12 protein-coding genes and 2 tRNA genes are annotated in these 13934 nt (G+C 48.2%); 13 read left to right on the top strand and 1 reads right to left on the bottom strand.

Annotated features, from left to right (window positions below):
• The first annotated feature begins 212 nt into the window (after positions 1-212).
• From JW968_04610 to JW968_04550, 13 genes are all read left to right on the top strand, one after another.
• A tRNA-Asp gene (locus JW968_04610) sits at positions 213-305 on the top strand.
• Between the two features lie 9 nt (positions 306-314).
• A tRNA-Lys gene (locus tag JW968_04605) sits at positions 315-453 on the top strand.
• 44 nt (positions 454-497) lie between these two features.
• On the top strand, positions 498-740 hold the full coding sequence (locus JW968_04600; GenBank protein ID MBN1386223.1) for a DNA-directed RNA polymerase subunit H: 243 nt from the start codon (positions 498-500) through the stop codon (positions 738-740).
• Positions 733-2226 (top strand): DNA-directed RNA polymerase subunit B'', encoded by a 1494-nt coding sequence (locus JW968_04595; protein MBN1386222.1) that lies wholly within the window; start codon positions 733-735, stop codon positions 2224-2226. Before JW968_04600 ends, JW968_04595 begins: the two co-directional genes overlap by 8 nt.
• Positions 2227-2230: 4 nt before the next feature.
• Positions 2231-4033: a DNA-directed RNA polymerase subunit B gene (rpoB, locus tag JW968_04590; GenBank protein MBN1386221.1), complete on the top strand. Its 1803-nt coding sequence runs from the start codon at positions 2231-2233 to the stop codon at positions 4031-4033.
• Between the two features lie 8 nt (positions 4034-4041).
• Positions 4042-6663 (top strand): DNA-directed RNA polymerase subunit A', encoded by a 2622-nt coding sequence (locus JW968_04585; protein MBN1386220.1) that lies wholly within the window; start codon positions 4042-4044, stop codon positions 6661-6663.
• Between the two features lies 1 nt (position 6664).
• The gene (locus JW968_04580; GenBank protein MBN1386219.1) at positions 6665-7789 is read left to right on the top strand and encodes a DNA-directed RNA polymerase subunit A''; all 1125 of its coding nucleotides are present in this window, start codon (positions 6665-6667) and stop codon (positions 7787-7789) included.
• Positions 7790-7856: 67 nt separating this feature from the next.
• Positions 7857-8117 (top strand): ribosomal L7Ae/L30e/S12e/Gadd45 family protein, encoded by a 261-nt coding sequence (locus JW968_04575; protein MBN1386218.1) that lies wholly within the window; start codon positions 7857-7859, stop codon positions 8115-8117.
• A 9-nt stretch (positions 8118-8126) separates the two neighbouring features.
• Positions 8127-8546 (top strand): NusA-like transcription termination signal-binding factor, encoded by a 420-nt coding sequence (locus JW968_04570; protein ID MBN1386217.1) that lies wholly within the window; start codon positions 8127-8129, stop codon positions 8544-8546.
• A gap of 83 nt (positions 8547-8629) precedes the next feature.
• A complete protein-coding gene (locus JW968_04565) occupies positions 8630-9067 on the top strand; it encodes a 30S ribosomal protein S12 (GenBank protein MBN1386216.1) in 438 nt (145 codons plus the stop codon).
• A gap of 84 nt (positions 9068-9151) precedes the next feature.
• Positions 9152-9751, top strand: coding sequence for a 30S ribosomal protein S7 (locus JW968_04560; GenBank protein MBN1386215.1), 600 nt, complete (start codon positions 9152-9154; stop codon positions 9749-9751).
• A gap of 305 nt (positions 9752-10056) precedes the next feature.
• Positions 10057-10521: a hypothetical protein gene (locus tag JW968_04555; protein ID MBN1386214.1), complete on the top strand. Its 465-nt coding sequence runs from the start codon at positions 10057-10059 to the stop codon at positions 10519-10521.
• A gap of 162 nt (positions 10522-10683) precedes the next feature.
• Positions 10684-11169, top strand: a complete 486-nt coding sequence (locus JW968_04550) for a hypothetical protein (GenBank protein MBN1386213.1) — start codon at positions 10684-10686, stop codon at positions 11167-11169.
• A 148-nt stretch (positions 11170-11317) separates the two neighbouring features.
• Here the strand turns inward: JW968_04550 and JW968_04545 are convergent, their stop codons facing one another.
• Entirely contained in the window at positions 11318-13879 is a 2562-nt protein-coding gene (locus JW968_04545) for an amino acid permease (GenBank protein ID MBN1386212.1), read from the bottom strand.
• Between the last annotated feature and the right edge of the window lie 55 nt (positions 13880-13934).

Below are 13934 nucleotides of genomic sequence, written 5' to 3'. Positions count from 1 at the left end.
ATAAATATTTCTATAGTTACTACATAATAATGATAAATGTGGTGAAGTACTGATCAAAAATGATTTTTAAATCAATAAAAGCAAAAAACATAACATTTAAAAATAAAAGAAATTTGGAGCAGTTATGGCCATAAAAGGTTCTTTTGACTTCTAAAGCTGGAAATATCGCTTTTTAGTCGAAAGGCCGAAGTTTTGCCTTATTTAGATAAAATGCCCTGGTAGTGTAGTCGGTCCATCATGAGGCCCTGTCGAGGCTTCGACCCGGGTTCGAATTCGATCAAGAAACGAAAATCCCGGCCAGGGCGTTTAAATTTGGGCCGGTAGCTCAGCCTGGTAGAGCACCTGACTTTTAAATTTCGTAATAAGGCGAAATTGAGGGAATCAGGTGGTCGCGGGTCCGAAAAGGCCACTAAAAATTTCAAAAAAGTGGTTTAGGAAGTCCCGTCCGGCCCATATTTCGCTGATGATATGGGCAAAAACAAAGCTTGTGAGTCAAAATGAAAGAAAAATTTGATATCAAGACACATAACCTGGTGCCCAAACACACCAAGCTCAATAAGACTGAGTCCAAAGCATTGTATGAGACTTATCAAGTGACTTCAAAAGGGCTCCCAAAGATATTCAAGAGCGACCCCGCGATAGCTGACCTGAAGCCTGAAGAAGGGGACATCATTATGATTGAGAGATCAAGCCCCACAGCAGGCGTCTCAAAATATTACAGGGTGGTCACAGATGTATGATCATAAGGCTTCAAAGGTTGTTCTGAAGAAATATTTCGAGGAGACCGGATTCGTCAATTCTAACATCGAATCATTCAACAATCTCATCGAGAAAGAGCTCCAGAACATCATTGAGGAGAACAAGGAGATTGAGCCGACAATCATCCCCCATAATGTCGACGAGTTCAAGATAAGGCTCGACAAGATCTGGATCTCGAAGCCTGAGATCACTGAGGCTGACGGCTCCAAACGGGTGATCTACCCTATTGAGGCGAGGCTCAGGAAGATAACCTATGCTGCCCCGATCTTCATAGAGGTCTCTGCCCACATCAATGGTGTGCAGAGGGATTCGCTGAAGACCCAGATAGGCAACCTCCCGATGATGCTCAAGTCGAGGTTCTGCCACCTGCACGGCCTGAGCCGGGAAGACCTCATCAAGAATGGGGAGGACCCTGATGATCCGGGAGGGTATTTCATAATCAACGGCACTGAGAAAGTCCTTGTCAATATAGAGGACCTTGCGCCTAACAGGATGCTTGTCGAAGAGGCCACGATTGGCCTAAGCAAGTATGTCGGCAAGATCTTTGCAGAGCAGGGCTCGTACAAGATACCGCACACGATTGAAGAGCTCAAGGATGGCATAATCTACATAACATTCACCAGGGTCAAGAGGATCCCCATCGTTGTCATGCTCAAGGCATTGGGCCTCCTCAAGGATGAGGACATCATGAAGGCCATCGCCGGAGAGGACCAGATGGACGAGATCTTCATCAACCTGTATGAGTTCGTCAATATCAAGACTGAAGAAGAGGCCCTGGATTATATCGCCAAGAAGTCAGGCATCACCCAGTCCAAGGATATCAGGGTGGAGAGGATCAAGGAGATCATCGACAAATACCTGCTCCCTCACCTGGGCATAACAGAGAAGGACAGGCTGTTCAAGGCGCACAACCTGTGCAAGCTTGTCAGGAAATACATCAAGGTGTCCAACGGCGAGCTCCATCTCGACGACAAGGATCATTACATGAACAAGAGGCTGAAGCTTTCAGGCGATCTTCTTGCCGACCTCATCAGGGTGAACCTGAGGGTCCTCATAGGCGACCTGCTCTATAATTTCCAGAGGATAGTCAAGAGGGGCAAGTTCCCGTCGATAAAGGTCATAATCAGGGACAACCTGCTGACATCGAGGATATACAGCTCCATGGCTACAGGCGCATGGGTCGGGAACAGGAAAGGCATCAGCCAGAGGATCCAGAGGCTGAACTTCCTCGAGACACTCTCTCATCTGCAGAGGGTCGTCAGCCCGCTTTCGGCATCGCAGGAGAATTTTGAGGCAAGGGCGCTGCATCCCACACATTATGGCAAGCTGTGCGTTTCAGAGACTCCTGAAGGCACCAACATCGGCCTGAGGAAGAACCTTGCCCTGCTCTCGTCTGTCACAGAGGCTCTCCCGGAGGAGGATCTCGTGCTGAACCTCAAGAATTACGGTCTCAAGACTTTAAGGTGATAAAATGTCTGATGTATTCCTTAACGGCAAATTCATAGGCACCATCGAGGAGCCGAAAGGCTTTGTGCAGCAGGTCATCGAGGACAGGAGGAAAGGCCTCATATCTATCAACTGCAACATCCATCTTGACCAGACCACTAAGGATGTCTGGATAGAGAATTCCAAGGGAAGGGTCAGGAGGCCGCTTATCGTCGTGAAAGATGGCCAGGGTCTCCTCCTGGACAAGCATGTCGATCAGCTGAGGAAAAACGAGATATCCTTCTCTGACCTTGTCAAGCAGGGGGTCATAGAATACCTCGACGCTTCTGAGGAGGAGAACGCGCTGATCGCATACACATCAGCCGGGCTCACGAAGGACAATACGCATCTCGAGATTGATCCTGTCACAATGTTCGGGATCGTCACATCGCTTGTCCCTTATGCCAATTATTCGCAGGCTATCAGGATAGCCATGGGGGGCAAGAACCAGAAACAGGCCCTCGGCTTCTACGCTGCGAACTATCTGATAAGGATGGATATGGATGTGAATATCCTGCACACGCCGCAGATACCTATAACATCGACAGTGACCTATGATATCGCGAAATATGACAAGCATCCGAACGGGCAGAATGTGGTCGTGGCTGTCATGTCATACAAAGGGTACAATATGGAGGATTCCATCATCATCAACAAGGCTTCCATAGAGAGAGGCCTTGGCAGGTCGACATATTACCGGCCTGCAGTGGCTGAGGAGATGAGGTATGCAGGAGGCCTGACTGACGAGGTCTGCATCCCCGACAAGGAGGTCAGGGGCTACAAGAGCGAAAGGGACTACAGGTTCCTTGAGGACGATGGCATCATCTCCCCTGAAGCGGTCATTGAGGAAGGGGACGTCATCATCGGCAAGACAAGTCCCCCCAGGTTCCTGAGCGATGTCGAGGAATACTCGCTGACCTCGAATATAAGGAGGGAATCTTCCACTACAGTGAAGCACAGCGAAGGCGGCACAGTCGATTTTGTCATGATAACAGAGAATGAGGAAGGCAACAAGCTTGTCGAAGTGAGGGTGAGGGACCAGAGGATCCCAGAGGTCGGCGACAAGTTCACATCCAGGCACGGCCAGAAAGGCGTCATCGGGCTCATAGTCCCGCCGACAGATCTCCCTTTCTCAGCAAGCGGCATGACCCCGGACATCATTTTCTCTCCGCATGGTATCCCTTCTAGGATGACCATCTCACACCTGATAGAGCTTGTCACCGGGAAGACAGGATCTCTCATCGGGAGGTATATCGACGGCACCACCTTCTCTGCAGAGAAGGTCAGCGACCTGAGGAAAGACCTCTTGGCGATGGGTTTCAGGGAAGACGGCACTGAATGCATGTACAACGGCATCACTGGCGAGATCCTTGAGGCCAAGATATATATCGGGAGCATGTATTATCTGAAGCTCAAGCACATGGTGGCGAACAAGCTGCATGCAAGGGCAAGAGGGCCTATCCAGCTTCTCACAAGGCAGCCTACAGAAGGCAGGGCGAAGGAAGGAGGCCTGAGGCTTGGTGAGATGGAGAAGGACACCTTTGTCGCGCACGGCGCTTCTTTGCTCCTTAAGGAGAGGTTCGACAGCGACAGGACCATTGTCCCTGTATGCGAGAAGTGCGGCATCATCGCTATCTACAATGAGTTCAAGAATGAAAGCCACTGCACAGTGTGCGGCGACAGCACCGAGGTCAACAAGATTGAGGTCTCGTACGCTTTCAAGCTAATACTGGATGAATTGAAATCCCTGGGCATCTATCCTAAGCTGATGCTCAAGAACAAATACTAGGTGATCAGATGGAAGACTATGTTCATAAGAAGATCGAAAGCATTGTTTTCGGCATTTTTTCACCTAAGATGGTCAAGAAGATGGCTTCTGCCAAGATAGTGACTCCTGAGCTCTATGACAAGGAAGGCTATCCGGTCGACGGAGGCCTGATGGACATTAGGCTCGGAGTCATCGACCCTGGGCTCAAATGCAAGACCTGCGGTTCTAAGCTCAAGGAATGCATAGGCCACTTCGGCTATATCGAGCTGGCCAGGCCTGTGATCCACATTAAGTTCGTCGATATAATCCTAAATCTGCTGAGGTGCACATGCAAGGAGTGCGGCAGGATACTTATACCCAAGAACAAGATAGACAAGAATGCCGAGACCCTTGAACAGATAGACGAGGAATACGGCCCGGAGGCCAGGAGGAGCAAGATCAAGGAGATCATCGCATCGATGAAGACAATCAACAAATGCCCTTATTGCAAGGCAAGGCAGCAGAAGATAACTCTTGAAAAGCCGACCATCTTCCTCGAGAATGAGAAGAGGATAACACCTATAGAGATAAGGTCCAGGCTGGAGAAGATACCTGATGAGGATCTCCCTGTATTCGGCATCAACCCGCAGATGATGAGGCCTGAATGGGTCGTGCTTACAGTGCTGCCTATCCCTCCTGTCACTATGAGGCCTTCCATCACTCTTGAATCTGGCGAGAGGTCAGAGGACGACCTCACCCACAAGCTTGGTGATATCGTCAGGATCAACCAGAGGCTTTTCGAGAACATAAATGCAGGAGCTCCGGAGATCATAATCGAGGACCTTTGGGATCTGCTGCAATATCATGTCACTACATTCTTCGACAATAATGTCCCGCAGCTCCCGCCGGCAAGGCACAGGTCAGGCCAACCCCTCAAGGGACTGACAGAGAGGATCAAGTCAAAAGAGGGGAGGATAAGGCACAATCTTGCAGGCAAGAGGACAAATTTCTCTGCAAGGACAGTCATATCGCCTGATCCGAGGATCAAGCTTAATGAGGTCGGGATTCCTAAGTCTGTCGCCATGAAACTAACTGTTCCTGAAGTGGTCAACACATGGAACATGCAGTATCTGAAAGGATTTATCGAGAGGGGGCCGGCTGCGTATCCGGGATCCAATTATATAGTGAGGCCGGACGGCAGGAAGAAGAAGATCACAGATGAGACCAAGGAGCAGCTGCTGGAAGAGCTTCAGCCAGGTTTTGTCGTCGAGAGGCATCTCATGGATGGGGATGTCTGCATATTCAACAGGCAACCCTCGCTGCACAGGATGTCCATGATGTGCCATAGGGCGAGGATACTGCCCTACAAGACATTCAGGCTGAATCCTCTTGTATGCACGCCTTACAATGCTGATTTCGACGGTGATGAGATGAACCTCCACGTGCCGCAGACAGAGGAGGCGCGTGCAGAGGCTGAGATCCTCATGGAGGTCCAGACCCAGCTCATCTCGCCGAGGTTCGGCCTGAGCATAATCGGCTGCACCCAGGACGCCATATCAGGCAACTATCTGCTGACCCAGGACTGGTTCGAGGTCCCTAAATGGAAGGCTGTCAGGATGCTTGCGAATGCCGGCGTCGATGACTTCTCAAAGCTGCCTGACAAGAAGATGGTGAGCGGCAAGGAGATATTTTCTGTGATCCTGCCGGATGATTTCAATTATACAGGATACACAAAGAAGTTCAAGCCCGGGATGGAGGACAAGATCTCCAAGAAGGACAGGGGCAATTATTATGTCACGATCAGGAAAGGCCAGCTCATTGAGGGGGTCATGGACAAGGCAAATCTCGGCGAAGGCCAGGGATTGCTCCTGAGGAACCTCCATAAGAGGTATGGCCAGGACAGGATGGTGGAGTATATCGGCAAGATATTCAAGCTTGGCATCGAGGTGCTATTCGAGCTCGGATTCACCTGCTCTATATCAGACAGCGATGTCAGCAAGGAAGCTGCCCAGAAGATAGAGGAGACAAGGGAAGAGGCTTTCGGGAAGGTCGATGAGTTCATCAGGTCATTCTATGACGGCACTTTGGAGCCTTTCCCTGGAAAGAGCATCAGTGATACGCTTGAGCTCAAGATACTTGAGGTCCTCAACAAGGCAAGGAACACTACAGGAAGGCTGGTGTCTGAATACACGACCAAGCATACCGGGAGTCTGGTCATGTCAGAGTCCGGTGCAAAAGGGAGCCCGCTTAACATGGCTCAGATGGCTGCTTGTGTAGGACAGCAGGCTCTCAGGGGCAGCAGGATCAACAGGGGCTACACAGGAAGGACTCTTCCCAGTTTCAGGAAGGATGATCTCGGACCTGATGCCCATGGTTTCATCAAGAAGGGTTTCAGGGACGGCCTGAAGCCGCATGAGTTTTTCTTCCAGGCAATGACAGGGAGGGACAGCCTGATGGACACTGCGCTGAGGACTCCCAAGTCAGGTTATCTTTATAGGCGTCTCGCCAATGCCCTGCAGGATCTGAAGGTGGAGTATGATGATACTGTGAGGGAAGCTTCCAACAGGATCATCCAGTTCAGGTATGGAGAGGATTCCATGGATGTATCGAAGAGCGAGGGCGGCAAGATCAATGTGAAAAAGATCGTTGAGCAGGAGATGGAGGGCGCTTAAGATGGATAAGATACTTGAGGAATACAAGGACAAGCTCCCGCTTTCTGTCATAGACGAGATCCGGAAATATGTTCCTGAAAAGATACCTGCAGCCAGGCTGAGGAAGATATGCGACAGGATAGTGAAGGAATACGATGGGTCCAAGGTGCAGGCCGGCGAGGCTGTCGGTCTTGTGGCTGCCGAGTCCATCGGCGAGCCAGGCACCCAGATGACACTGAACACATTCCACTTCGCCGGTGTCGCAGAGATGAATGTCACCATGGGACTGCCGAGGATAATCGAGATTCTCGACGGCAGGAAGAAGATAAGCACCCCTATGATGGAGATCTATTTCACTGATGCCACAAGCGATAACATAAAGAAATATGCCCTCATGATCAAGGAGACCACACTGAAAGAGGTCACCTCTGAGTTCATCGTCAACATGGCGGAGAATGAGATTGAGGTGAGGCTCAACATCAGGAAGCTTGGGGATTATGAGCTTTCAAGCCAGGATGTCTCCAAGATGCTTGACAAGACCTACAAGGAGTTCTCTGTGAAGCTTGACGGCGATATCATAAGGATAAAGGTCAAGGAGAAGGAAGGGAACCTCAATGAGATCTATAAGATAAAGGAGAGGCTCAAGGAGATACACATCAAAGGTGTCAAGGGCATCAGCCAGGTCCTCCCTGTGAAGAGAGGCAAGGAGTTCGTGATAATAACTGCAGGAAGCAATCTCAAGGAGGTCCTGAACATCGACTGCGTCGATTCGCAGAGGACCACCACCAATGATGTGCTTGAGATAGCGAAGATACTGGGTATAGAGGCTGCAAGGCAGTCGGTCATCAATGAGGTCTACAAGGTCATTGAGGGGCAGGGCCTGAATGTGGACATAAGGCACATCATGCTTGTCGCAGACACCATGTGCCTGACAGGGAGCATCAAGGGCATCACCAGGTATGGTGTTGTGAGGGACAAGTCCAGTGTGCTGGCAAGGGCCTCTTTCGAGACGCCTATTAGGCATATAATCAATGCTGCTCTTGTCGGGGAGAAGGATGAGCTGACAAGCGTTGTTGAGAATGTTATGCTCAACCAGCCTATCCCGCTGGGTACAGGCCTTCCTGAGCTTGTGACCAAGTTCAAGTGATGTATCAGTGATATATGGTGCGGCAGCAGGATAAAAAATTTAAATCAATTGTTATGCAGGGATGAAAATGAAAGGATCTGAATTGTTGAAAATGATGGAATCAGGAAAGGCGATCATGGGCACTGAGAAGACCATCAAGAGCATCAAGCTTGGCAGGATCGACAGGGTCCTTGTAGCAAGCAATGCGGCAGATTCGACTCTTTCAGAGCTCAAGAGGTATCAGGGGATAAGTGAGTTCAGGATTGAGAAGGTGGATGCCACGAATGATGAGCTTGGTGCGATGTGCAAGAGAAGGCATGCTATTTCTGTTCTTGGCGTTCTGAAGTAGGGATCTAAATTGACCAGGATAAAATACGACATGAACCTCATGAAGTACATGGAGCTCTTTGAGACACTTACGCGTGCTAAGCTCAAGGATTGCTTCATCGATAAGCTTGAGCGTGTTGTCTTTGTTGTCATGCCTAATAATATAGGCAAGGCCATCGGCAAGAAAGGCATCAATATAAAGAAGATTGAGGATTTGCTCAAGAAGAAGATTAGGATTGTCGAGTTTGACCCAGAAATGAACAAATTCATCTCTAATCTGGTTTTCCCGCTTAAAATAACTGGTTTCAGGTTTGAAGGTGGTATTTTGACCATCAATGGAGCTGATACAAATACAAAGGGCTTGCTTATTGGCAGGAATGCCCAGAATCTGCGCAACACTGAATCAATTGTCAAGAGATTTTTTGAACTTGAGGAGATAAAGGTTATATAAGCTGGGCCTGCCTTTTTTAAGCCTTGAATTGTATAATAATAACAGGAAAACTATATAAAGGACCCAAAAAAATCTGGATTACTATGACAAAGAAATCAAGGGGGATGAATGCTGGAAAGAAGCTCAGGGAGAGAAGGAGCACTTTTAAATGGAACAACAAGTACTTTGTCAGGAGAATATTGAACCTGAAGGAGAAGTCTGATCCTTTGGAAGGCAGCTCCCAGGCAAAAGGGATTGTCCTTGAGAAGATTCAGCTTGAGGCAAAGCAGCCTAACTCCGCCATGCGGAAGTGCGTGAGGGTCCAGCTGATCAAGAACGGCAAGCAGGTCACTGCATTCTGTCCAGGCGATGGGGCCACAAAGCTCATTGATGAGCACGACGAGGTCATGATCGAATGCATAGGCGGCAAGATGGGCAGGGCTAAAGGGGATATCCCTGGTGTCAGATGGTGTGTCATCAAGGTCAATGATCAGAGCTTGGATGCATTATTGAAAGGAAGGATAGAGAAGGCAAGGAAATAGAGAGAGCAGATTTATCAGATAGGTCATATTTATTATCATGACGATTATCATTATGGGATAGATTATTGTGGTGCAGATGATAAGATGGATGATATAAAGATATTCAACAAATGGAGCACAGAGGGCATAGTGGTAGGCGACATGGGCCTCCAGAGATATGTCACTCTCAAGCCGAGGATTGTCCCTAAGACTTCAGGGAGGCATATAGGTACCATGTTCCGCAAGTCAAAGCTGACCATCGTCGAGAGATTCATCAACAAGATAATGATCCCGGGCCACAAGTCCAAGAAGCACAAGCTGACTTCCGGGACAAAGACAGGGAAGGGCAACAAGGCTTTCCAGATAGCGCTTGACTCTTTCAGGCTCATTGAACAGAGGCTGAAGAAGAATCCGGTAGAGGTTCTTGTGGGTGCTGTTGAGAATGCCTCACAGAGAGAGGAGATAATCACAATAGAATATGGTGGGGCGAGGTATCCTAAGGCTGTCGAGTGCTCTCCGCAGAGGAGGATAGATCTTGCTTTGAGGCTCATGACGCAGGGCGCTTTCCAGAAGTCTTTCAACTCAAAGAAGCGTATTCAGGAGTGCCTCGCTGATGAGATCATCTGGGCATACAGCAGTGATGCGAAGTCCAACGCCATCTCGAAGAAGCTCGAGGTCGAGCGACAGGCAGACGGCGCAAGATAAACAGATTAGCTATCTTCTTGCTATATATCAAATAGATCTGTCAAATATTAGATGCATAATCAGTACTTGTCATGCATTTTCATCACACATCTTATCCTATAGGTCCCGACCATCAATCCTCAGCCGCGAAATGGATGGGATCAGACTGTTGTCTTTCCTCTTGACGACACAGCCCTGTCCAATATTCGTCTAAACACAGTAGTCATCAGGCTCTTAAATACCCAGCAGACATCCTCTGATATATGACCCAAAAGCTTAAATACAGCAGAGATGGGTTGATGCAGAGAATTTCAAGAGGTGATATCATGAAAAAGTTTTTTGCATTGTTGTTGGGTGCTGTGCTGGCCGCTTCTGTTGCTTTGGCTCTTCACAGCTCTACAACCCTGAGTGTGTATGAAGGTGGCAATATTAACTATGCGACATTCGGTGTCTCGCATCTTTATACCGACGGGTATGATGCAGGCATTGATCTGCCGAAGAACGGGAAGCTTTTCCTGAAGGATCTGGGAAGCAACTGGAACACATGGATAATGAAGGCTCCAACAACACTGTACCAGACAAAGGAGTTCAGGCTGAAGTACAATGGCGCCGGCCCACAGGCTGTGCTGACATGGAATACCGGAGAGCTCACATCAAATTTCCATTATTATATCAGCTGCCCCGAGTATTACAACGGCAGGGTCTTCAATATGAAGATGAAGAACTGGCTGATAATAAATTCAGGCACAGATGGAGATTTTGCATGCACGATTACGATGGGCATGACATAAATTTTTATTTTTTTACTTTTTGTTAGGCGGTTCCGGCATTCTTTTGTCCGACATTAGTGGTATTTGGGCATTTAAATAATGATGTAGCGCAATAGGCAAATGTTTATATATCCTTTTCTGATTTGGGATTTCCAGTATCAAAATAAATTTGGGGGTGCTATAATGAAAAAGCTGGTGTTGATTCTATTCAGCATGGTCTTGACAGTCTCTTTGGTTGCAGCCGCTTTCCCGTACAAGCCGTACCACAGGGGGGAGATACAGATTCATGCAAGCCACGATGGCATGACATACACTGCCGAATTCGGCGTGAATAATGGTTTTGTAGATGGTTTTGATTTCCAGAAGGATGAGTATTTCGAAGGTGGTGTGGGCCTTTTCTTCAAGGAAGACGGGGAGAAGTACAGCAAGTGGTTCAAGAAATATCCGACTTTCACAAAGCCTGTCAAGGAATGGAAGCTCGTGTTCAAGAGCGGGGAGCCGAACCAGATGTTCACGCTCCACTGGAACCCTGCTGAGATATCGCAGAACTACAGGTATTTCATTGACTGCGGTGATGGTGAATGGAGGATGACCCGAAGAAGTGCTCTGACATTGTTCACAGGGGACAATTCCAAGCAGGTCTGCATGATTGAGGCCAGGCTTAAGTAAGGGTTCGCGGGATAGCTTATTATTTTCTTATTTTATTGTCTTTTTCTTATTTTATTGTCTTATTGTATTTATTATACCTTTTAATCATAATCCTTTTTAATCATGATACTATTTTATCACAATACTATTCTATCATGATACTATTTTATCATAATCCTGTTTCTCCCTGCACAATCACCTTGACCGGCCACATGTGGTTCTTCAGCCTCAGCTTCGCCATCATTATGTCATTGCCAGGCGTATCGCCGATGAACAGCTCCATCCTCCTGACATCAGGCAGCAGGTCCCGCTTGAAATCGACATCAAGCACATAGGCGTCCATGGCTATGTCCTCGAATACAGTGAATGCCTTCTTCCGTACAGTGAATGTGAAGTCAGAGACATCATTGTTAAGGAAGACATTGATGGCGAATCTCTTGCCTGTTTCCAGCCTCTCTCTCTTTATCTTGAGGATTGCGGAGAACACATCATGCACGTCTTTCGGCACCTCCATCTCCTGGGGCTCTTGGTCACCCTTGCCCATGGTGAAAACCTTGTTTTTCCTGAACATGACCTCATTGTCGAGAGCTGCCTCCCTCCCTTTGTAGAGCGTGACCCTGAACTGCTCAGGCATGAGTGTCCTGGAGTTTATATAGCTCTCCAAGAAGTAGTTCTTTATCGCCCTGCTCTTCATCCTGAACTGCGCGCTCACATAGTCCAGGCCGTCCCCGATATCCATGTGCTTCCTGTCGACGAAGATCTTCCCCTGGTTGAATATGCCCTGGTTTATCTCATATACATAGTTATAGACCTTCAGCTCCTTCTCGGCTTTCACTTCGCTTATGTTCTTGAACTTCTTCCCATATATGTATATGTACTGCCAGAATATGCCTGTTTTCCTCTCGACATGGCATGTGAACCCTGAATTGTGGAAGAGCCTTATTATCTCTGTGTCATTTGAGAGCCATTCGATGTTCGGGATGAGATGGAAATACTTGTCATAATCGACTATGCAGTAGCTGCTTCCCACTTCCATCCTTTCATTCATGTCCTTCAGCACATTCTTGACATCCTGTATGTACCCTATCACGCCCATGGAGACGACTGCATCCACATGGGGCACTTTGGGGTGTATCCTGTGGTCATGCTTCTCGTCATGCATAAGATGGACATGGCTGTGCCCCCGCTTGTTCATCCTGTTCTGGGCAAGCAGGAGGTGGTTCTCGCTGAGGTCTGTAGCATACACCCTGCCCTTCTTGCCCACCTCTTCAGCAAGGTGCTGGGTGAGAGTCCCGACAGAGCATCCGAATTCGAGGATGACCTTGTTCTTCAGCTCTCCAAGTATCTTTATTATCTCTTTCCTCACTCCTATCGGGAAATATATCCTCTCTGTCCAGAGGGTGTATTCAGCAAGGTAATTGTTCACATTTCTTATTGTCTTGGGGTTGTAGTACATCTCAAGGAGGAAATATATCGGGAATCCTATGAAGACTATCGAGCCCAGGAGCTTCATTATCCCGGGTGCATTCTGCTCGAGAAGCAGCCACACGACCACCAGTGCTATATTGAATCCGACAAGCAGCAGGGACATCATCTTTCCGAAAGGGGCCTTGTAGGGCCTGTTTGCATTTGGCATCTTGAATCTCAGCATGAATAGGCTGAGGAACAGGAAGCAGTAGGTGAACAGATCAAGGGGGATCATGAGGTTCAGCAGCAGGTCATATGACCCGAAAGCCAGTATTATGAAGAAGCAGCTCACTATGGCCTGGAAGAGTATGGCATAATGGGGTGTGTGATAGACTGGATGGATCTTCCTGAACTTCGGCAGGAAAAGCCTGTCCCGTGTCAGTGCATAGACAAGACGGGGTGATGTGATGACCATTATTGCCAGGGTCCCCAGCAGGGAGAGGTACGTCCCCATTGTTATGATATAATGTCCCAACTGGCCGAGATGTCTTGATGCAAGGTATGACAGGGGTGCGCCTGATTCTGCTATATCCTGCCAGTGCCCGCTTGTTATCATCACGACTACAAGGGCCAGCACTAAGATTCCTGTGATGAAGGTGCCGTAGATGAGGGCTTTTGGCATCACTTTCTCGGCATCTTTCACCTCTTCTGCGAGCTGGCTTGCTGAATCCCAGCCGAAGAATGTCTCGAGGATGAAGAAGAGCGTGAGGAAGATTGATGATGTCGGGAATACCCAGAAAGGCGTGAAAGCGCTGATATCTGCCTTGAATAATCCGGGGAGTATGACGATCCCGAGCACTCCCAGGGTGATTATCGAGAATGCGACCATCATCATTGCGCTGGTCTGCATCCCTTTGTAGCAGACATAGTTGAATGCGAAAAGGAAGAACAGGCAGATGATCATCTTTATCAGGTTCGATCCGTATGGCATGAGGTATTGTATCGCTCCGACTGCAAGGATGGCTATGGTCACAGAGGAGGTTATGAACATTATCCAGCCGACGAGGAATGAGGAGAATCTGCCGAATGCCTGCTTGGTATACTCGTATGTCGCTCCTGCCTTGGGGAACATCGAGCTCAATTCTGAGAACATCATCGATATGTATATCGAGACTGCTATGAGGATTACCCACGCTATTATTGACATGGGGCCGGAATATTTGAGACCCATTGCCGGCAGGAAGAATACACCTGTGCCGATGATCGAAGCTATGCTTACAAAGAGTATGACCCTGAAACTGAGGGTCCTTTTCAGCTCTGCCATTAGGATTTTTCCTTTAAAAATAGATATTTAAATAGTTCTTAACACTTGACAGTAG

Source organism: Candidatus Woesearchaeota archaeon (genome assembly GCA_016928155.1).
In the GTDB taxonomy this organism is placed as follows: domain Archaea; phylum Nanobdellota; class Nanobdellia; order Woesearchaeales; family JAFGLG01; genus JAFGLG01.
This window is presented reverse-complemented; position numbering and strand designations above follow the sequence as displayed.